20 protein-coding genes and 1 tRNA gene are annotated in these 21002 nt (G+C 62.2%); 5 read left to right on the plus strand and 16 right to left on the minus strand.

What is annotated here, in order from left to right:
• Positions 1 to 28: 28 nt before the first annotated feature.
• The 3 genes from Q1V57_RS13355 to Q1V57_RS13365 all read right to left on the minus strand — a co-directional run bounded on the left by Q1V57_RS13355 (position 29) and on the right by Q1V57_RS13365 (position 2822).
• Entirely contained in the window at positions 29 to 616 is a 588-nt protein-coding gene (locus Q1V57_RS13355) for an NAD(P)H-dependent oxidoreductase (RefSeq protein WP_300531817.1), read from the minus strand.
• Positions 617 to 691: 75 nt separating this feature from the next.
• On the minus strand, positions 692 to 1156 hold the full coding sequence (locus Q1V57_RS13360; RefSeq protein WP_300531820.1) for a DUF3806 domain-containing protein: 465 nt from the start codon (positions 1154 to 1156) through the stop codon (positions 692 to 694).
• Positions 1157 to 1214: 58 nt separating this feature from the next.
• The gene (locus Q1V57_RS13365) at positions 1215 to 2822 is read right to left on the minus strand and encodes a carboxyl transferase domain-containing protein (protein WP_300531822.1); all 1608 of its coding nucleotides are present in this window, start codon (positions 2820 to 2822) and stop codon (positions 1215 to 1217) included.
• A gap of 140 nt (positions 2823 to 2962) precedes the next feature.
• Between Q1V57_RS13365 and Q1V57_RS13370 the strand changes: the two genes are divergently transcribed.
• From Q1V57_RS13370 to Q1V57_RS13385, 4 genes are all read left to right on the plus strand, one after another.
• Positions 2963 to 3799 (plus strand): DUF5694 domain-containing protein, encoded by an 837-nt coding sequence (locus Q1V57_RS13370; protein ID WP_300531825.1) that lies wholly within the window; start codon positions 2963 to 2965, stop codon positions 3797 to 3799.
• A 255-nt stretch (positions 3800 to 4054) separates the two neighbouring features.
• Positions 4055 to 4687: a hypothetical protein gene (locus tag Q1V57_RS13375; protein ID WP_300531826.1), complete on the plus strand. Its 633-nt coding sequence runs from the start codon at positions 4055 to 4057 to the stop codon at positions 4685 to 4687.
• A gap of 59 nt (positions 4688 to 4746) precedes the next feature.
• Complete coding sequence (locus tag Q1V57_RS13380) at positions 4747 to 5259, plus strand: hypothetical protein (RefSeq protein WP_300531829.1); 513 nt, start codon at positions 4747 to 4749, stop codon at positions 5257 to 5259.
• 73 nt (positions 5260 to 5332) lie between these two features.
• Positions 5333 to 7078 carry a patatin-like phospholipase family protein gene (locus Q1V57_RS13385; protein ID WP_300531832.1) on the plus strand — a complete coding sequence of 582 codons (1746 nt, stop codon included), beginning with the start codon at positions 5333 to 5335 and terminating at the stop codon, positions 7076 to 7078.
• On the opposite strand, the gene Q1V57_RS13390 is transcribed toward Q1V57_RS13385, so the two are convergent.
• The 9 genes from Q1V57_RS13390 to Q1V57_RS13430 all read right to left on the minus strand — a co-directional run bounded on the left by Q1V57_RS13390 (position 7079) and on the right by Q1V57_RS13430 (position 16200).
• Positions 7079 to 7561: a lysozyme inhibitor LprI family protein gene (locus Q1V57_RS13390; protein ID WP_300531835.1), complete on the minus strand. Its 483-nt coding sequence runs from the start codon at positions 7559 to 7561 to the stop codon at positions 7079 to 7081. It lies immediately after the preceding gene.
• A gap of 101 nt (positions 7562 to 7662) precedes the next feature.
• Positions 7663 to 8835, minus strand: coding sequence for an isovaleryl-CoA dehydrogenase (locus tag Q1V57_RS13395; RefSeq protein WP_366145163.1), 1173 nt, complete (start codon positions 8833 to 8835; stop codon positions 7663 to 7665).
• Between the two features lie 77 nt (positions 8836 to 8912).
• Positions 8913 to 10973 carry a hypothetical protein gene (locus tag Q1V57_RS13400; RefSeq protein ID WP_300531838.1) on the minus strand — a complete coding sequence of 687 codons (2061 nt, stop codon included), beginning with the start codon at positions 10971 to 10973 and terminating at the stop codon, positions 8913 to 8915.
• A 68-nt stretch (positions 10974 to 11041) separates the two neighbouring features.
• On the minus strand, positions 11042 to 12073 hold the full coding sequence (locus Q1V57_RS13405; protein WP_300531839.1) for a kelch repeat-containing protein: 1032 nt from the start codon (positions 12071 to 12073) through the stop codon (positions 11042 to 11044).
• A 42-nt stretch (positions 12074 to 12115) separates the two neighbouring features.
• Entirely contained in the window at positions 12116 to 13507 is a 1392-nt protein-coding gene (gene mgtE / locus Q1V57_RS13410) for a magnesium transporter (RefSeq protein WP_300531841.1), read from the minus strand.
• A gap of 133 nt (positions 13508 to 13640) precedes the next feature.
• Positions 13641 to 14507, minus strand: a complete 867-nt coding sequence (locus tag Q1V57_RS13415; protein WP_300531844.1) for a dienelactone hydrolase family protein — start codon at positions 14505 to 14507, stop codon at positions 13641 to 13643.
• A gap of 417 nt (positions 14508 to 14924) precedes the next feature.
• Complete coding sequence (locus Q1V57_RS13420; protein WP_300531847.1) at positions 14925 to 15464, minus strand: hypothetical protein; 540 nt, start codon at positions 15462 to 15464, stop codon at positions 14925 to 14927.
• A 337-nt stretch (positions 15465 to 15801) separates the two neighbouring features.
• Positions 15802 to 15888 (minus strand) — tRNA-Leu (locus Q1V57_RS13425).
• 63 nt (positions 15889 to 15951) lie between these two features.
• Entirely contained in the window at positions 15952 to 16200 is a 249-nt protein-coding gene (locus Q1V57_RS13430) for a FliM/FliN family flagellar motor switch protein (protein ID WP_300531849.1), read from the minus strand.
• Positions 16201 to 16282: 82 nt separating this feature from the next.
• On the opposite strand from Q1V57_RS13430, the gene lipB reads away from it, so the two are divergent.
• A complete protein-coding gene (gene lipB, locus Q1V57_RS13435) occupies positions 16283 to 16969 on the plus strand; it encodes a lipoyl(octanoyl) transferase LipB (protein ID WP_300531852.1) in 687 nt (228 codons plus the stop codon).
• On the opposite strand, the gene Q1V57_RS13440 is transcribed toward lipB, so the two are convergent.
• From Q1V57_RS13440 to Q1V57_RS13455, 4 genes are all read right to left on the minus strand, one after another.
• A complete protein-coding gene (locus Q1V57_RS13440; RefSeq protein ID WP_300531854.1) occupies positions 16966 to 17781 on the minus strand; it encodes a hypothetical protein in 816 nt (271 codons plus the stop codon). The genes lipB and Q1V57_RS13440 overlap by 4 nt on opposite strands.
• Before the next feature lie 106 nt (positions 17782 to 17887).
• Complete coding sequence (locus Q1V57_RS13445) at positions 17888 to 18370, minus strand: DUF805 domain-containing protein (RefSeq protein ID WP_300531857.1); 483 nt, start codon at positions 18368 to 18370, stop codon at positions 17888 to 17890.
• Positions 18371 to 18384: 14 nt separating this feature from the next.
• On the minus strand, positions 18385 to 20394 hold the full coding sequence (locus Q1V57_RS13450; RefSeq protein ID WP_300531860.1) for an acetyl/propionyl/methylcrotonyl-CoA carboxylase subunit alpha: 2010 nt from the start codon (positions 20392 to 20394) through the stop codon (positions 18385 to 18387).
• Between the two features lie 105 nt (positions 20395 to 20499).
• Positions 20500 to 20955 (minus strand): potassium channel family protein, encoded by a 456-nt coding sequence (locus Q1V57_RS13455; RefSeq protein WP_300531862.1) that lies wholly within the window; start codon positions 20953 to 20955, stop codon positions 20500 to 20502.
• Positions 20956 to 21002: the final 47 nt, after the last annotated feature.

A 21002-nucleotide genomic window follows, 5' to 3' on the forward strand; every position in this document is an offset into this window, starting at 1 on the left:
TACGCCGCAAACCGGCTCGCGGATCAGGCTAGAGCGCGCGTTCGCCGAGTTTTTCCACGCGCTTGAGCACGCGGCCGCGGCCTTTATCGCCCATCCCTTCGACCATGCCGATAATGGTGTGCCGGACCGGGCCGAAACCGGCGATTTTCATAATCCCCTGCTCGGTCGCCTTGAGCGAATGGGCCCCGAAGAGGAAGCGATAGGCCAGGCCCGGCATGCCCATGGTGACGATCAGGCGAGCCGATTTGCCTTTCATCTTGCCGACCGGAAAGGCGTTCGGATCATCCATCCCGCCCAGAAAGAAGCCTCCGGCCGACGCCGCTTCCAGAAAGGCTTTGAGCTTGGCCGGCAAGGCGCCGAGCCAAAGGGGATAGATCATGACCAAGTGTTCGGCCTCGGCGATTTTCTGCCGTTCGGTCAGGATCGGCTCCGCCGGATCGCGGGCATAGTCCTCCGCCGTCTGCACAAAACCGATATCCATCGGCCCGATATTGATCCGGCTGACGCTATGGCCTTCCCATTGTGCGCCGCGTGCATAGGCGTCCGACAAGGCGTCGCAAAAATGCTTGCCGCCATTTTCCGGATGTCCATTGAGGATGCAGATCGTCTTCGACATGAAAATACCCTTTGACCAAGTAAGGGTATTTCAGTCAGAGCTCGAATTCAGTGTGGCAGGATGGCGCGGGCCAGACTATTCCTCGCCATGCATCGCCGCCAGGGCGCCGGAAATGAGGTCCTCAAGCGTGCCCTCGGCGCCCTCATCGATGTGAAAGCTGATCCATTCCAGCGGGATGATGACGGCGGTCGCCTCTTCCTGTTCACGTGCAACAGCGGGCAAGACCTCGCCATCGGCTTCCACGGCGACCCAGTCATAACCGTGATCGCGCACAATGAGATCGCCCATGCCGATGGATACGCTTTCGAGCACCTGCATGGCCGGCTCCGGCGCTTCCGGATCAATCCCCGCCTCCAGCACACCGGCATAAATCCGGTCGATATCGGACCAGCCCGGGAGGTTGCCGTTGGACAGGCCGGCCGCGTCGTGCAGCACGGCACGCAAGCGATCCAGTTCGGCGCGGTCCGCATCATTCATGTCGCGGATGGAACCGGCTTCAGCACCGGCATCGCTACCGGCTTGGTCGGATTGATGGTCCATCATTCTGTCTCCGCTAGAGTGCGACCGCAGTGCGACCGCAGTGCGGCCGCCGCCAGGATTACATCCGGAACACGCCGAACTTGGTTTTCTCGATCGGGGCATTGAGCGCCGCAGAGAGCGAGAGGCCGAGAACGCGGCGGGTATCGCGCGGGGCGATAATGCCGTCATCCCACAAACGCGCGGTGGAGAAATAGGGATTGCCCTCTTCCTCATAGCGCTGGCGGATCGGATCCTTGAATTCAGCCTCTTCCTCCGCCGACCACGCTTCGCCGCGATGCTCCATGGCATCGCGCTTGACGGTGGCCAGAACCGATGCCGCCTGTTCGCCGCCCATCACCGAAATGCGGGCATTGGGCCACATGAACAGGAAGCGCGGGCTATAGGCGCGTCCGCACATGCCGTAATTGCCGGCACCATAAGAGCCGCCAATGATGACGGTGAATTTCGGCCCGGCATAGGTCGAGACCGCCGTCACCAGCTTGGCGCCGTCCTTGGCGATACCGCCAGCTTCATATTTCGAGCCGACCATGAAGCCAGTGATATTCTGCAGGAAAACCAGCGGAATACCGCGCTGAGCACACAGCTCGATGAAGTGGGCGCCCTTCTGGGCGCTCTCGGAAAAGAGGATGCCGTTATTGGCGATAATACCGACCGGCATGCCGTATAGCCGGGCAAACCCGGTCACCAGCGTTTCGCCATAGAGTTTCTTGAACTCGTCGAACTCGGAATTGTCGACGATGCGGGCGATCACTTCGCGCACATCATAGGGCGCGCGGATATCAGCCGGGATCACACCGCCCAGCTCATCGGGGTCATAGGCCGGGTCGCGGGTTTCCTTGATGTCGAGATCGACCGATTTGACCGTGTTGAGATTGGCCACGGCGCGGCGCGCCAGATGCAGGGCATGTTCGTCATTGGCGGCGTAATGATCGGCCACACCAGAGGTGCGGGCGTGAACGTCGGCCCCGCCCAGGTCTTCCGCGGAAATGATCTCACCCGTGGCCGCTTTCACCAGCGGCGGCCCGCCGAGGAAGATCGTGCCCTGTTTGCGCACGATGATCGTCTCGTCCGACATTGCCGGCACATAGGCCCCGCCTGCCGTACACGAGCCCATCACCACCGCGATCTGGGGAATGCCCTGGGCCGACATATTGGCCTGATTGTAGAAGATGCGGCCGAAATGCTCGCGATCCGGGAAGACCTCGGCCTGGTGCGGCAGGTTGGCGCCGCCGCTATCGACCAGATAGACGCAGGGCAGACGGTTTTGCATGGCGATTTCCTGCGCCCGCAAATGCTTCTTCACCGTCATCGGATAGTAAGCGCCGCCCTTGATGGTCGGGTCATTGCACACGACCATAACTTCGCGCCCCTCGACCCGGCCGATACCGGCGATCACGCCGGCACCGTGGACATTGCCCTCATACATGCCGTTCGCCGCCAGGGCGCCGATTTCCAGGAAGGGTGCGCCGGGATCCAGCAGACGCTCGACACGCTCACGCGGCACCAGCTTGCCGCGCGACAGGAGTTTTTCGCGCGAGCGCTCCGACCCGCCAAGCGCCGCCTCTGCCGTCTTGGCCTGCAGCTCGTCGAGCAAACCGTCCATGGCGGAGGCGTTCTCGCGGAAACTGTCGGAATTTGTATCGATGGCGCTGGTCAGCTGGGACATGAAAAACCTGCTTGAAAAAAAGCGGTTGAAGACGGGGCGTTGCGGCGCTGATTAACCCGGCGACATGGCGAAAGGCAATCGCTCTTGCATCCAATGAGCGGCGGACAGGCATCGAAGGATCATAACAATAGGGGACAGATATGATCCGAGAAACCGCCCTCCTCCTGCTTTCCTTTGCCATGACCACGGGCGCCATGACGACCGGCGCCATGGCCGCGACCACAAAGCTACAAGACCCGTCCGAGCCGCCGCAGGTGATGGTATTGGGCACCTTCCACTTCAATGGCGGCGGGCAGGACATGATCAATCCGGAAGTGGACGACTTCCTGTCCGATACCCGGCAAGCGGAGATCGCCGAGGTCCTGGACCGGCTTGAGGCCTACCAGCCGACCAAGATTTTTGTCGAACTGCAGCCGCAATACGAGGAGCGCTTCAATGCGCGCTACCGCGCCTATCGCCGCGGCGAGCATGATTTGACCGTAAATGAGCGCCAGCAGATCGGCATGCGCCTGGCCAGCCGCATGGGGCATGAGCGCCTCTGGGGTGTCGACCATCAGGGCGGCATGGACTTCGCGGCCATGATGGGTGCAGCCGAAACCGCAGGTCAGACCCGGCTCCTGGCCGAGTGGGACGCCTTCACCGGACCTCTGCGAGCCCGCATGGAAGACCCGGCGGTTATGGAATTGCCGATCCTGGACCGCCTGATCAGCAATAATGTCCAACAGGTCCGCGACGAGCATGCGCTCTATTTGCTGCTGGCCCAGATGGGAGCCGCGGACAATCCCGCCGGCGTTGAGGAAATGACCAATTGGTGGGCCCGCAACATGCACATCTACGCCAATATCGCCCGCTTGGCCGAACCCGGCGACCGTGTGCTGGTGATCTACGGCTCGGGCCACAAATACCTGCTCGACCAGTTCGTCGACGAGGCCCCGAACCTGAGCTGGGTCGATCCGCTCGATTATCTCACACGGTAAATAAAATATTCCGTCCTCGCCTCCCCAGCGCCGGGACGGGATAGCCGGCGCCTTATCCTCAACAGGGTAAGGCGCCGACCGCTCCCCGGAGAATTTTTTCCGACGGGGACGTGAAGTTGCCACGTTTGACAGTCAGCCTCTCAAGAGGCGAGTTTGAAGCGAATTGAGCCGTAGATGTTAACGTCTGATTCAGAGCCGAGGGGCACGCTTGGCCCTGAGATGAGGTCCAAAAATGGACCCGGCTGGGAGGTGTTCATGCGTTACTGTTCGGTACCGGCAGCCCTTGCTCTATTAGCAATCTCGCCGGTCGCACATGCCACACAATCGGCCGACAGCCTGGCCTGGCAGGCCGCTGTCGAAGAGACCGATACACCCGTCAATGTGCGCTGGCGCGTTAACGCTGAGTTCGCGGACACCACCGGCGTCCTCCTGCGCGAGAACGAGGCCGACGGTGAGCTTGCCGCCGTATCCGGCCAGATTGAATTCCACCCGTTCGGGGACGAGTTTTACCTCTCCGCCGGAGCCCATCAGCTGCTGGATAATGGCGAGGCGCCGGACTGGACCTTGCTCGTCGATATGGAAACCGGCGAACGCTACGCCACCGCCAGCCTGAGCGAAATCGACACGACGGGCCGGCTGGAAGAACTGACACGCTATTTCGGTGCCGGTTTCACCGTGCGCACGCTGGACGAATGGACGCTGACCGTCGAGGGCGGCGCCTATTTCCAGGACAATGCGTCCACCCGCATGGAATTGCTCAACCACAATACCGGTGAGAGCGTTCTTCTGCTCGATGATCTCGACAGCATGGATCGCGGCCTGGTGCGCAATGCCGATACCCGCTCGGTCAAGCCGGTCGGCCATCTCGTTATCCGGCGGCGCTTCTAGTTCTCCCGCCTTGATCCCGACGCAAATTGCCGTCACTCCTTCAATGGAAGGGGATAGACATGCTTGCACTCACCTTATCAATCGGCCTTCTCGCCACCGCACAGGGCCTTGAGGAAAACTGTGAATTCAAACAGGAATTCCAGGTTTCCATGTCAGGCTCTGCGGGGATGGACACGCTGATCGTTGAAACTCTGGGCGAGACCTGTTCAGCCGCGACCGTCGTAGTCCGCATCATCGGTCTGCGAAACCAGGTGATTATCGCCGATGCCTTTGCCCTGACCGATGTTCTCAATGACCGGCGACCGAGCCGCGCTGAAGCCCGCGCCGCGGTCGAAAGTGGAATTTTCATCGATCAGCGCCTATATGCCAGCGATCTCCCGTTCGTCGACAACAAGCCGGACGGCGCCCAGGAACCCGGCCAGCCGCTCCCGCGCTGGCAACCGACCTATGAACGGGCCCGGCAAACGGGTGGCCCGGTGATCTGCTGGAATTATTATCACGAAGGCCAGCGCTGTGCCTGGTGGGACCGGGAGCAGTGGATCGGGCGCATCCTCTACGAAGCGGGATACTAGCGCTGCACCTCCCCTTCTCCTGACCGGCGAAGCGGCATAACCTTGGTGGGAATTCAGCTGTTTCGCTCAGGTCATGGCGCTCAATCTTTCCTTCCTGCCCTTCCTCAACCGTGTCGAAAAGGCTGCCATCAAGGCGGTCGAACACGAGGTCGAGTGGTTTTGCCTGCCCGCCGGGCAAATGCTGTTCCGCGAGGGCGATGATGCTGACGCCTTCTACCTGGTCCGCACCGGCGCTCTGGCCGCCTTCCGCAACGGCGCGCTCGGACGGCCTGACCTGATCGGCTATATCCGGGCCGGCGAACCGGTGGGCGAGATGTCGCTGCTGGACGAAACCCCGCACTCTGCCAGTGTCTATGCCCTGCGCGATGCGGAACTGGTACGCCTGCCCAAGGCCAGCTTTGAGCGCCTGACGCGCAAGCATGCCAGCCTGATGCGTGAGCTGGCCCGGATGATGCTGGCGCGGCTGCGCGGCTACAACCGGCAGACCGGGTCGGAGCCCAAGATTTTCGCCCTGGTCTCCACTTCACCGACAATCGATCTGGATTATCGCGCCAGCGAGCTGCGCGATGCGCTCAAACGCCTGGGGCTGAGCTGTTTTGTCGGTGATGCGGAGTGCGCCGACTGGTCCGGCCAGAAGCTCGACAAGATCGAACAGGATTATGATATCTGCCTGTTCATCGCCAAGATGAGCGATCCGGGCTGGGCCCGGCGTGCCATGGGCCGGGCCGATCGCATGTGGGTCTTTGCCCGCGCCGATGCGCGTCCCTCCACGCCCCTGCTGCCGGATGATCCCTCCCCGGCCACCAAGCTGAAACTGCTCGACATCGTACTCCTGCACATGGGCGGTATCCGCCAGGCGGCCCAGCCACAGGAATGGGTCGACGCCGCCGACGCCTCGCGCCTGTTCCATTGGCGCCAGGACCATGCCCGTGCCGATGCCGACCGCCTCGCCCGCACCCTGGCGGGACAGTCGGTCGGGCTGATCCTGTCCGGCGGCGGAGCGCGGGCCTACGCCCATATGGGCGCGATCCGGGCCCTGCGCGAAGCCGGCATGCCGATCGATTTCGTGGGGGGCGCCTCCATGGGCGCGATCATCGCTGCCGGGATTGCGCTGGAATGGTCCGACGACGAATTGCAGGAGCGTATCCGCAAGACCTTCGTTGACAGTAACCCGCTCGATGACTGGGCCCTGCCCGTTGTTTCGCTGGCCAAGGGCGAGAAAGTCGATGAGCGTTTGCTCGATCATTTCGGCGACACCGAGATCGCCGACCTGCAACGCCCCTTCTTCTGCCTGTCCTCCAACCTGGCGACCGGGCGCCCGCATGTGCACCGGCGCGGCCTGGTCCGCGAAGCCCTGCGCGCCTCCATCGCCATTCCCGGCCTGCTGCCGCCCGTTGTTGATGGCAATGACATCCTCGTCGACGGCGCCGTCTTCACCAATTTCCCGGCCCAGCAAATGCGCGCCTATCACCGCGGTGCCGTGGTCGGGATCGATGTGACCCGGGCCCAGGGTCTCAACCCGGCCGATTTCATCGACCCGCCGAGCTTTCTGGGCTGGGTACGCAAGAATGGTCTGAAATCGCCGCCGCCCATCGCCTCGCTGCTCATGCGGGCCGCCACCATTGGTGTCGCCGATCACCGCGATATCGGCCGCAGCGCCGCAGACATGCTGATCCTGCCGGACACCCCGGTTGATATCCGCGACTGGGGCGAGTTCGAGAGTGTCATCGAGGCCGGCTATGACGCGGCCCAGGGCATGCTGGCCGGACTGTCGGAAAAAATGCGCCGCCGCCTGCACCTGCCCCAGGTGATGATGTAGCTAGTCGGGCAGGTCGGTCTGCTCGATCAGCTCCAGCGCGCGCTGCCCGGTCTTGTCGAGCACACAGCCGGCATGGATCACGGTGGCGATCGAACCGCCCTCATAGATCGAAGCCATATAGGCGCAATCGGTGTCGCGGAAGCTGATCCAGGCGCGCTGGGCGTCCTGGATGGCGGCATGGGCCGATTGCCCCTGATAGCGATTGCGCAGCGTCTGGTAGGCGGTATTGAGGCGGGCATCCCAGGCCTGAGCCTCTTCCATCGAGCATTGCATCATGCCGACCGTCGTCTGTCCGCCCTCGCGGAAATTCATACAGGCCTCGGCGAACTGGCCGACGCATTCCGCGCGCCGCTCCGCCAGCCCCTGATGCGCCCGCAGACAGGTGCTGATCGTGTCCGGCGCGGAGAGAATGTCCATCGCCGGCGATCCCATCGGCTTGGGCTGGGTTACAAGTGCGGCGGCTGCCAGGGCGAGGATGAGCATGACGGTCTCCCATAAGTCTCGTGCAGAGCCTAGCCAGCCTGCCGCCAACAAAAAAGGCCCCCTCGCTGAACGAGGAGGCCTTGTTCAGATCGTCGAGCAGCTTACGCGGTCTCGGTGAACAGCTCGCGACCGATCAGCCAGCGGCGGATCTCCGACGTGCCCGCACCGATCTCGTAGAGCTTGGCATCGCGCAACAGGCGGCCAGTCGAATATTCGTTGATATAGCCATTGCCGCCGAGCAGCTGGATCGCGTCGAGCGCCAGCTTGGTCGCGGTTTCGGCGGCCAAAAGGATGGCGCCGGCCGCGTCCTTGCGGGTGGTCTCGCCGCGGTCACAGGCCTGGGCCACGGCATAGACATAGGCGCGCGCGGCATTGGTCTGGACATACATGTCGGCCAGCTTGCCCTGGACCAGCTGGAATTCGCCGATCGACTTGCCGAATTGCTGGCGCTCGCGGACATAGGGCTGCACCACATCAAGGCAGGCCTGCATGATGCCGATCGGGCCGGAGGCCAGAACCGCGCGCTCATAATCGAGACCGGACATGAGCACTTCGACACCGCGATTGAGCGGGCCCATCATGTTCTCTTCCGGCACTTCACAGTCTTCGAACACCAGCTCACCGGTTTCCGAACCGCGCATGCCGAGTTTGTCGAGCTTCTGCGCCACGGAGAAGCCCTTGAAGTCCTTCTCGATCAGGAAGGCGCTGATGCCGCGTGAATGGGCTTCCGCATCGGTCTTGGCGTAAACCACAAGCGTGTCGGCCGCCGGTGCGTTGGTGATCCACATTTTCGAACCGTTGAGGACGTAGCGATCGCCCTTCTTCTCGGCTTTCAGACGCATGCTGACGACATCAGATCCGGCACCCGGCTCGGACATGGCCAGCGCACCGACATGTTCGCCGGAGATCAGCTTGGGCAGATAGCGCGCCTTCTGCTCGGGCGTGGCCCAGCGGCGGATCTGGTTGACGCAGAGATTGGAGTGCGCGCCGTAGGACAGACCGACCGAGGCCGAAGCGCGGCTGATTTCTTCCATCGCCACGACGTGTTCGAGATAGCCCAGGCCGGAGCCGCCATCTTCTTCACCAACGGTAATGCCCAGCAGCCCCAGATCGCCCATCTTCTGCCAGAGGTCCGGCGGGAAGACATCGCTCTGATCAATCTCGGCCGCACGCGGCGCAATCTCGTCGGCAGCAAAGGAACGGACGGTATCGCGGATCATGTCCGCAGTTTCGCCCAGGTGGAAATTCAAGGAGGGATAACTGTTCGGTATCATGCCGCGCGATGTATCACGGCACCAAATCCCGTCAAGGCAAGGCTGGTCTGCGCGCCGCAGCAGCGCCGCGAAACCCTTTAAACGCGTGCCTTATCCTGCTGTTTTTCCATCCAGATGGAGACCAGCTGCGCGGCAGAGGCGAGAAAGACCAGCGTGCCGCCGATAAACATCCACGCTTCGGTATTGAGCTGACGCTCGCCCCAGATCTGATCCAGGCTCGGGAAAGCCGCCACGCCGCCAATGCCGGCAACGACCAGCCCGGCGATCAAGGACAGGACGAACATGATGGTCGAGCGGTCCTTCGGCGGTTTGGCCGGTTCGGTACCGGTGAAAACATCCTCACCGGCCGCAAGATCCTCCGGAGAGAAGTCCTCATCGATCACCGGGTCGCGGCGCGTATCGGCGATATCATCAACCAGGTGTGCGGCGGCACGCTCGGCACGCGGATCCGCTTCGACCTCGCCGACCTCGCCTTCTGTTGCAGCCGGGTCAAAAGCCGGGTGCGGCGGCGGATTATCCTCATCCGCAGCAGCAATCACCTTCTCGACCACATCATGCACGCGAGCCGTGACCGCTTCAGCGACGTCATCGGCAGGTGCCTGGGTGTCCGCCTGGGTGTCCCCCGGGTTGTCAGTGCCGTCGGTCGCAGCGCTTTCGGCCTCGGCCGGCTCGGTTTCGACGACTTCGGCTGCGGCCGTTTCGGCCTCGGCCGGCCCGGTTTCTACAAATTCGGCAGGCTCGGACGCGTCCACGTCCTCTGCTGCCTCGACCGGTTCCGCATCCAGCTCGGCTTCAGGCTCAGCCAGATCCACCGGCGCCTCGGCGGCTGATGCAATAGCGCTGAGACTGACCATCTCCGGTGCCGGATCGGCCGGCGCCTCGGTGAGGGCCTCATCCTCCACGTCGGCCATGGCCTCGGCGAGTTCGGCGAGCTCCGCCTCAACCGTGCCGTCCACAGCTACACTGTCCGTCGCGGTTTCCGCTTCAAGCTCGGCCTCGGCCTGCGGGAAATGCGCAGCCAGCTGACCGGCCAGGGCGAAACCAAGCGTGGCCCCTTCCGGCAAGGTATCATCATAGGTCTGCACCGCTGCACGACCGGTCACCGGGCTTTGTGCATCAGTCTGCACATGCTCGATTTCCTGGCTCATGCGCGCCACAACCTGGGCCGCCGCCGCTTCGCCGCGCGCCTTGTGAGCCGGCGCTTCCGCCGCTGCGTTCAGGGCTTCGGGCAGGCTGGGCTGTTCCGGCTCAGGGCGATGTGCGAGGTCGAGCGGAACCGTGGGAATATTGGAGACGAAACCATTATAGGACATGGCCGGGCGCGGACGCGGCGCCGGGCTGTTCTCAGGCTTCACTGGCTGCGCCGCTTCATCTGCTGCAGCAGGCGCTTTAGCGGCGGGCGCTTCTACGGCTTCGGCTTCGGCTTCGGCTTCGGCTTCGGCTTCGGCTTCGGCTTCGGCTTCGGCTTCGGCTTCGGCTTCGGCTTCGGCTTCGGCTTCGGCTTCGGCTTCGGCTTCGGCTTCACGCCGCGCCGCAATTTCGCGCGCAGACGGTGGCGGGGCCGTCTCGGCTGCCGGCGCGGCCTCGGCCGTTTCCAGAACAGGTATGGGAGCCTCGACCGGCGGCGCCATCGGCGCTTCGCTGGGATGCTCGACCTTGATGACCAACTCCACCGTCGCGTTCTCACGCTCCTCGGCCTTTTTCGAGGCGGGCGGTGCGAACGAGGTCATGAACAGGGCGCTCTCGGCCTCCCGGCGGTCGAGACGGCTATCGCCATAAATGGCCAGAGCCTCACCCGCGGCCATGGTCCGGCCTTCGAACAGGTAACGGGCAACGTCCGAGCGCTTGAAAGCGGCCGATCCGATATCGTGCACAAAGGAAACCAGCGCATCACGCTGGGCCGGCTTCAGCGGCGAGTTGACGACATCTTCGATCGCCTGTTCCGCTTTCAGCACGTCGTAAATCAACAGAAGATCGGCTTCATCCTGACTGACCTGGGTGCCTTCCTTGGCGGCAGCCCGGTGACCGAAGCCGACAATCCAGCGGCCATTATCCGCACGCACGGCGGTATCCCGAAACGGTTCAAACCGTTTGATGAGCTCGCGCGCTGCGCTGGTGGATTTGAGTTGCGGTTTCATAGTGTTCAGTTTTGACACGCTGATTTTGGATCCGCCCTGCCCCCTGCAAGCCTGACGCCGCAGGAGGTCTAGCTCGCCTCGTCGCGGAAAATGTCGGTGTTATCGATCGCGGTGAAGGGCGAGAAAAACCCGCCGCCCGAGCCACCGCCAATCACATAAAGCGCGCCCTGCAGCGCGGCCGCCGCCGCATTGGTGCGCGGGCTCGGCAATGACGTATCAGTGCGCCAGCGCCCCTCACCCGGCGCCCAGGAGGCGTGCAGGTCAAGTGTCGTGTTATCGGTGCCGCGGCCGCCGAAGACATGGATGCGCTCGCTATCATGGGCGACGGCCAGGCCGCCGCGCGCATCCGGCAAAGCCGTCGCAGCAGACCAGCTGGCCGATTGCGGGTCGAACACATCGACACGGCTCAGCGGCTCACCGCCAGCAAAACCGCCAATGACATAGATACGGCCGTCGAAAACAATGGTCGCCGCCGCGCTGCGGGTTACGCCCACCGGACTTTCCAGCGTCTCCCAGTTTCGGGTTTGCGGATCGAAGACGAAAATCTGATTGTCGTCGCGCTGCCCGCCAATGGCATAGAGCCGGTCGTCCAGGGTGACGAGGTCGAAATCCGCCTTGGCAGCCGGCATGGCTGCTTCGCTTTGCCAGACACCGCCCTCGGGCGACCAGGACCACATCCGCGCGCTCGGCGCCACGGCCTGTTCGCGGACCGATTGACGCCCTGACAGAACATCACCGGACCAAGCCTCACCCTGGACCAAACCGCCTTGTGCATATCCGCCGGCGACATAGATGCGCCCGTCAGCCGCGGCCATGCCGAAACGTTCAAGCCCGCGCGGTAACGGCGTTTCCGGGAACCAGCGGTCGATCTCCGCGTCATAGCTGTCGAACTCAACGCGCGGCGTGGTCACGCCTGACCCGCCCGCGGCATAGAGCCGACCATCGAGCACAGCCACCGCGAGGCCCGCGCGCGGCGCGTCCAGGCGGGCCGCACTGCCCCATTGGCCCTCTACCCAGCCATGCGCTGCCGGCACACTCGCGAGCATGGCCGTCGACGCCAGGCCCGCCGTCACAGCGAGCATGAGACTTAGATTACGCACGTCTTTCACCACCTATCGCACCCCAGCGCGGCGTTAATATCATCACAGAAGGACGAGGGTCGCCAACCCCAGGAATGCAAGAAACCCGACCACATCGGTCACGGTGGTGACGAAAACCGACGACGCAACGGCCGGGTCCGCCCCTGCCCGCATCAGCCCCAAGGGTATGAGAATGCCCGACAATCCAGCGCAAGCCAGGTTCAACACCATGGCGATGGCGATCACGCCGGCGAGCTGCATATCGCCGAACCAGACCAGGGTCGTCACGCCCATGACGACAGCGAAGATCAAACCGTTGAGCGTGCCGGTGGCCAGTTCGCGCCATATCACCCGCACCGAGTTGGCGGCCGTCAGGTCACGCTCGGCAATCGAGCGGACAGCCACGGCCAGTGATTGCGTGCCCGCATTACCGCCCATTGAAGCGACGATCGGCATCAACACGGCCAGCGCGACAAGTTGCTGAATTGAGCCCTCAAACAGGGCAATGACGCCGGAGGCCAGGATCGCGGTGGCCAGGTTGACCAGCAGCCAGGGCGCGCGCGAGCGCACCGATTGCACAACGGTATCGGCAAGGCCGGCCTCGTTCACGCCAGCCAGAGCCAGCATGTCTTCCTTGTTCTCGTCCTGGATGACATCGACGATATCATCCAGCGTCAGCATGCCCGTCAGACGACCGGCAGCATCGACCACCGGTGCCGAGACGAGGTGGTATTTCTGAAACAGATAAGCGACCTCTTCCTGGTCGGTCTCCGGATCCACCTTGATGCGCGGTTGCTCCATGATCTCGGTCAGCCGGGTATCACGGCTCGCGCTGAGCAGGCGGCAAACCGGAATTTCCCCGACCGGCCGGAAGCCGGCATCGATGACGAAGAGGTCGTGGAACTTGTCCGGCAGTTCTTCATCCGTCGCCCGCATATGGTCCAGGGCATGCCCGACGGTCCAGAAGCTCGGCGCCGCGACGAACTCGCGCTGCATGAGACGGCCGGCGGTTTCATCGTCAAAGGCCAGAGACAGCTCGACCGCTTCACGGTCGGGCGCGGAAATTTCCGCCAGCACCGCCTCGCGCGTATCGTCATCCAGCTCCTCGATGACCTCGGTGGCGTCATCACTGTCCAGGTCGGTGATCGCTGCCGCGAGATGGGAGGAATCCAGATGTTCGAGCACAAGCTCGCGGGTATCCGGGGTAATCTCGGCAAGGACCTCGCCGGTGAAAACCTCCGGTGCCAGATCAGCGATCTGCTCCAGCCGGGTTGCCGAGAGCTGTTCGAATACGTCGGCGGCATCGGCCTCGTGCAACGGTGCGACCAGACGGCGGATACGGTCCGGATCGCTGTTTTCGATTGCATCTTTGAGGTCGGAGACAAAAGCCGGATCCGTGTCCGCCCGGGCCGGGGCTTCGATGAGGAGTTCGTCTTCCAAAGCGGGTTCGCTCATGGTCTCCTCCCTGGCGCTTATGTCGGGCAAATCAATCGGTTCAGCCAGACTAAAACGCTCGCGCAGCAAAGGCGAGAGACAGATTCGTGTCCGAGGAGAGAAATTTCAGGCCGGGAAAGTCAGGCCAGACAGATCAGTCCAGATAGCGCCCGAACCAGTCCAGCGTACGCGCCCAGGCAAGACTTGCGGCATCGGCATCGAAGCGCGGGGTGGAATCATTATGGAAGCCGTGATTGGTCCCGGGATAGACATGCGCTTCGTGGACAACGCCATGCGATTGCAGCGCGGCTTCATAGTCAGGCCAGCCCGCATTGATGCGCGCATCATTCTCGGCAAAATGCAGCAGAAGCGGCGCGCGGATTTGCGGCACATCCTCAACCGCGGCCTGACGCCCGTAAAAGGGCACGGAACAGGCCATGTCCGGATAGGCCACGGCCAGAGCATTGCAGACCCCGCCGCCATAGCAGAAGCCGACCGCACCAGCCTTGCCGTTCGAGCGGGAATGATCGCGGACGAATTCAAACCCGGCAAAGAAGTCCGCCAGCAGTCTGGCCGGATCGAGCGAGCGCTGCATTGGCCGCCCCTCCTCGTCGGATCCGGGATAACCGCCCAGGGATGTCAGCCCGTCCGGGCCCAGCGCCAGATAGCCCGCCTTGGCGACGCGGCGGACAACGTCCTCGATGTAAGGATTAAGCCCACGGTTCTCATGGACGACGAGAACCGCGCCTACCGGATCGCTCATGTCCGCGGGCCAGGCCATCAGCCCGTCCACGGAACCATGTCCTTGCGGCGAGGTATAGCTGACCTGCTCGGTCGTGATCTCAGCGTCATCCGGGGCCACTTGCTGTGCCATGGCGTAGTCCGGGCTGAGCTGGGTCAGAGCCACTGCGCCGCCGGCACCGGCCAGTTTGAGGAAATCACGTTTTGAAACCCGGCCATGCACATAACCGTCGAACAGGTCGAGAATACGTTGATCGAAATCCGCTGCAGTTTTGCGCATGACAGGCTCCCTGGGCTTGGCCCAGGAAGCTAGCGCGATGTCCGGAATCGACAAATCGCCAAACGGCTACGTCCCGGCAGCACTCATGCTCAGGGGCGGTTAGCTGAACTCTGGCAGATTGACCATCCAAGGCCCGGATCTGATCCGGGAGAGAATGGTGCGGTCGATACGCAACACGCACATTACCGCACTACATTTTGCATAGCGTCGATTGCGCGTGATCCCCATCACCGACACCCGCCCGCCGGCACTCTATTCTCACCCGATGAACGGATACTTGTGTTACAGCTGGACCGCTCGAGCGGCTGCCAACGGACAGACGACTTCGGGAGCCCGGGGAGAGGCCCGGAAAAACGGCGTTGTCCAAATGACGACGTCTCGCAGATAAGCTCGCTTAACGCTTGGACACGACCGCCCTCACGCTCGCCGCTCGAATACGATCAGCCCCTCGCCATCGTACGCCGAGATGATCACGTGCGAGATCAAGCTCGGGTACGTCTCTAGTGAAGCTACGTCCTTGGAACCAATTGATGGAGAACAATAAACAACCTTATCGCACGAAATCATGGAGCAACTCGCGCGCAACAGGTCCCGCCAACCCGACCCCGGCGAGTTCAGCAAATAATAGGCCGACGTGTCACAATAAAAATGGACGTCGTTCGGCAGTCCAAGCTTCGAAACATCTTGCTCATTCATCCATGGGTCTTCCCATAACAATGAGCCAATCTCCGCATGTTTGGATTTAAAGGCCGCCAAGTGACGGTACGTTTCCTCCGACGAGACGAGACCACCTTCCGCTAAACGAGCCGCTCGATCAGCGGAAACGCTGGAGGGAAGAAACGAGAATGGTCGCCACACCGCATGCATCGACAGCAATTGAGGGCCAATACGCCGACCGGCTTGTCCAAGCACGTCCTCAAAAAGTTCAAGAAACACACCGTCGAACGGAAAATTCATCAACATCTCGGTAGCCCGCTAGATCGTTTCTCTCACATACACCACCCCCCTAAGGATGGACACCAGGGTTGTGTAGGTGAAGGCCGCTACCATGAGGGTGTGCAGCCAAATCCCGGCCGAGCTCCCGTGGAACAAGCAATCGAACGGGAGCGTGACACCGGCTGATATAGTGATATGCCGGTCGCGCTGCTTCCGATACCGATCCCGATGCCGCATTTTCCCCGCCCCAACGCGATTTGAAGGGCAAATTGTAGGGCAAATTAAACCGAGATTCTGAGGCGGCCGCCCTTCAAAGGGCGAATTTTCTTTACACATCAGAAGCTTGAGAGAGCTCCATTGGTGCGGTCGAGAAGACTCGAACTTCCACGGGTTTTACCCCACAGCGACCTCAACGCTGCGCGTCTACCAATTCCGCCACGACCGCACGTGTTGGAGGCGCGGGAGATAACAATATCCCCGCTGCTTGTGAAGCGGAAAATGCGGTGGCTTATGCAGCGGCGAAGAATTCGTTGGCGTCGGCCGGTCCGGTGATGGACACGGCGATGCGATCGCCCTGGATGACGACCTCCCCGCGGGCAATGGGATGGTTGTTGGCGAGGATCCAGACTTCCTCGTCCTCACCCGAATCGAGCGGGATCACGGCACCACGGCCCATGCGCAGGAATTGCTGGATCGGCATCTTGGACCGTCCCAGCAGCACAGCTATTTCAACGTCGACTGCGCCGATCTGACTCAACACTCACTCCCGGACTTGCCGTTTGGGATTCGCATCACGATGTTTGCGCGATACGGTTTCAGCTCTGTTAAGACAAGACACAATGAATAAACCCCGGACCGAATGGGCGGTTTCGCCCGGCCATGTGCCCTATACCGAAGCTGTCGCCTTCATGGAGGCGCGCGCTGCGGCGATTGCTGCGGGCGAGGCGGACGAGCTCGTCTGGCTTCTGGAACACCCGCCGCTTTATACCGCCGGCACCAGTTCCAAGCCGGAAGACCTGCTCTATCCCGACCGTTTCCCGGTCTATGAGACCGGGCGCGGCGGGGAATACACCTATCACGGGCCGGGACAGCGCGTGGCCTATGTCATGCTCGACCTGACCCAGCGCGGCCGCGATGTGCGCCAGCTGGTGTGCAATCTGGAGAACTGGCTGATTCGCACCGCCGCGGGCTTTGGTGTGACGGCGGAGCGGCGCAAGGGCCGCGTCGGCGTCTGGGTCGACCGCTCCGGCGGGCGCGAGGACAAGATCGCCGCCATCGGGATCCGCCTGCGCCGCTGGGTCAGTTTTCACGGCATTGCCTTCAATGTGGCGCCGGACCTGTCCCACTTTGGCGGCATTACGCCCTGCGGAATTTCCAATCCGCTCTATGGCGTCACCAGCCTGAAGGATTTGTCCAAGCCGGTGACGATGGAGGATTTCGATGCCGAACTTCACCTCGGCTTCGAGGAGATTTTCGGCCCGGTCAGCCGCGCGGATCCGCCGGTGCTGGGTGAAAACCCGGCCTAGTCGGACTTCTTGGGCTCGTCCTCGGCCGGTTTTTCTTCGTCGGCCTCGGTAGCCTCCGACTCGCTTGCCGGCTCTGCTGCTTCCGGCTCAGCCGGAGCTTTTTCTGCGTCGGACTCCTGGGGTTCAGGCGAACTGGCTTCAGGCTTTTCAGCATCTGTTTGCTCAGCCTCGACCGGTTCCGCTTCCGGCGTGCTCGCGTCTACTGTCTCGCTCGCAGCCGGCTCGGGCGCATTGGCCGGCTCGACCTCTGCGGGCTGGTACAGTGAGGGCGTGTCTTCAGTCCCCTCCAGCGAACCGCTCATACGCTTCATCTGGGCAAACCAGACCGCAAAGATCGCAACAGTCAGCCAGAAGCCGGCAAACAGGCCGATCTGGGCGTTGGCGACGATTGCTTCGGCCAAGGCTTGGTCATTCTCGATATGGGCCGTGAACGCGTCGGTGAAAGCCGGGTCCTGAACCGCTTCGGCGAAAGCCTGATCATCCTCGACATCAACACCGTTTTCCGCCGCGAAATCGCGCATGGCGGAAATCACGCCCGGAAGGAAGGCAATCACAGCGCCGATGGCACTGAAAATCCAACCGACCACGACCGGCAGAATGCCCAAGGCGCGACTGCTCTCGATATAGGCGCGTCGATTGGCGTGCAGGGAGAACACGAAAAAGCCGACCAGCAAGGCGCCCTGCCAGCCACCGAGCATGCTGATCCCGGACTTCATGCGCCAGAAATCAAAGATTGCCAGCACCACAAGGCCGAGAATGTAGGCCGTGGTGGATGCACGGAAGATAGGCAGAAACAGGATGCCCGGATTCATGTCGATTCCCCTCAACTGGATACGCGCTGTATTACCCATAGGAGGCCGGTTCGCGTCAACGGTCAGCGCACGACGATTTCACGACAGCGGATGTGACAAACAGGCGTCAGGCCGGATCGACGGGCTTCGCTTGGCCTTCGATCACCGGTGCCGGGCCATAGGCATTCTCGCCCGGATCGCCCTGCGCCAAGCCCACCCAAAGGGTATAAACCAGCCAGACCAGCGTGCTCAGACCATTGAGGAACAAGAAGGCGCCGCCAGCGGACATCACCGCCACAGGGCTGATATCGCCGTCGGACAGAATGGCCGTCATCAAGGTACCGCCCATGAGCATGGCGCTGGCGACCAGGGTGAAAATCCAGAACACCCATGGGATGGCGTGGAATATGGCGCTGCGGCCGGCATCGTGCAGACGTTTGCCGTAAACACAGACGCCGACATAGATCAGCACCAGCCAGATCAGCGTGCCCAGGATCGGGATGAGGTTGAGCAGCAGGTTGGCGAGGATGATCACCCCGACACCCTTCCAGTAGTCAGACTGACCGATGCGCCCGTTGGGGCTGAAGAATAAACCCTGCCAGTCCTGCATCCCCTCGCCCTCCTCTAGGCGAATTCGATCATCAATTCGTCAGCGGCGACAGACGCGCCGGCTTCGACATTGACCGATTTGATGGTGCCGTCCTTTTCCGCGCGGATGACGTTTTCCATTTTCATCGCCTCAACCACGAGCAAGGCTTCGCCGGCCTTGACCTCCTGGCCTTCCGCGACATCGACCTTGACCACCAGGCCCGGCATCGGGCTGATCACCAGCTTGGCGGTGTCGGCCTTTTCCTTTTCCGGCAAAAGGGCGTGCAATTCGGCCGAGCGCGGGGTGCAAACCAGGGCCGTGACGGCATAACCGCGGTGGCGCAGGGCATAGCCCTCGGTGCGATTGGAGAACTCCACCGCAAACTCCTCGCCATCAACGCGCGCCTCGAACAACTGGCTCCCGGGCAACCAGGCGGTCTCCAGCGTAATGCGTTCCGGGCGCAGGGACGGGATCCACAGGCTGGCCTTTCCGAGCGCCGTCATCTCGACCTCGACCGGGATATTGCGGCCATCCATCAGGACGACCCATTCGCGTGTCACCTCGACCGGCGCTTCGGCGAGACGGCCTTCGGTCTGGGCCGCACGCCGGGTCATCACCTCGTGCACATAGGCGGCGACCGATGCAACATAGACCAGCTGGTCTTCTCGCGGCGCTGTGCCGTGGAAACCTTCCGGGTAGTGCTCGGCGATATAGCCGGTATTGATCCGGCCGGAGCGGAAATCGGCCTCGTCCAGGACCGCCGAGAGGAAGGGGGCGTTGGATTGCAGGCCTTCCACATGCAGGCGGTCCAGAGCCGCGGCCAGCGTGTCGATCGCGGCCTCGCGGGTTTTGGCATAGCCGATCACCTTGGCGATCATCGGGTCATAGAAGAGCGAGATTTCATCGCCTTCGCGCACACCGCTATCGATGCGAAGCGTGCCGCCGGCGAGATTGCCCTCTTCCGGCTCGATGAAACGCTTGAGGCGACCGATCGACGGCAGGAAACCGCGATAGGGGTCCTCGGCGTAAAGACGCGCCTCAACGGCCCAGCCATCAATTTTCACATCGCGCTGGGACAGTTCCAGCTTCTCGCCGGCTGCAGACCGGATCATCTGCTCGACCAGGTCGAGCCCGTGCGTCATCTCGGTGACGGGATGTTCCACCTGCAGACGGGTATTCATCTCCAGGAAGTAGAAATTGCGATCCTTGTCGACGATGAACTCGACGGTGCCGGCGCTGTCATAATCGACAGCCTTGGCCAGAGCCACGGCCTCGGCGCCCATGGCATCGCGGGTTTTCTTGTCGAGGAAGGGCGACGGGGCCTCTTCCAGAACTTTCTGGTTACGGCGCTGAACGGAGCATTCGCGCTCGTCGAGATGGATGACATTGCCGTGCTTGTCGCCCATCACCTGGATTTCGATGTGGCGCGGCTCGACGATAAATTTCTCGATCAGAATGCGATCATCGCCAAATGAGGTGCGTGCCTCATTGCGGGCGGCCTCGAAACCTTCGCGCGTCTCCGTCTCGTCATGGGCAATACGCATGCCCTTGCCGCCACCGCCGGCCGAGGCCTTGAGCATGACCGGATAACCGATCGCCTTGGCCGCCGCGACGGCCGTTTCGGCATCATTGATCTCGCCATCGGCACCCGGGATGGTCGACACGCCGGACTTAGCGGCAAGTTGCTTGGAGCGGATCTTGTCGCCCATCGCCTCAATGGCGTTCACATTCGGCCCGATCCAGGCAACGCCGGCCTTTTCCAGCTCGGCCGGGAAAGCCGCATTCTCGGACAGGAAGCCGAAACCGGGGTGGACCGCATCTGCGCCGGTTTCCTTGATCGCCTCGAGGATCTTGTCCATGCGCAGATAGCTGTCGCCGGGGGCCGGCGGACCGATGAAGACGGCTTCATCGGCCATCTCCACGGCCATGGAATCGGCATCCGCCTCGGAATAGACAGCCACGGTGGCAATACCCAGACGGCGGCAGGTCTTGATGACGCGGACTGCGATCTCGCCGCGATTGGCGATCAGGATCTTTTTGAACATTGAAGCCCCAAATCGGAAACGGACAGGACGTCCAGCTGGTTTGAGGGTTTAGCGTGGCTTCGCGCGCCGCAGCAAGTGCGCGCCTGCGTCTTTGCCACCAACGGCTTAATCATCCTCGTCACCGAGGCGGTCGAGCCAGTCGAATTCAATCGCCCGCAAGCGCCCGATTACCGTGACCAGGAAGGCCGTGGACCAGCCGATCAAGAGAAAGCCGTTGAACCCCTCAATGGCGGCAACGAGGCGCCACTGGCTCTCGATATAGATGTCGCCCATGCCCAAGGTGGTGAAAGTCGAGACAGAGAAGTAGAGGGCTTCCTCAAAAGTCAGGAATTCCCCGAGCCCGTAATAAAGCGCCGCATAGGCCAGCATCTCTATGGCGTGGATCAGAAACAGGCCGAGCACGACCATGAGGATGAACACCGATTGCCGGAAAGCACTGCGGCGCGGGTGCAAATGGTCAGACCGCGCGCGCATGAAGCCCATCAGCACCATCAGACCAAGCATGTGGATGATCACCGTGCCGACGGCCATCAGGCCTGAAACCAGTAATGCCGCGCCCATCTATGCCTCCAGGCCACATCTTTGTCCTTAACAACAATAAGGAAATC

The sequence above is a fragment of the Maricaulis sp. genome (genome assembly GCF_030149425.1).
GTDB lineage: Bacteria > Pseudomonadota > Alphaproteobacteria > Caulobacterales > Maricaulaceae > Maricaulis.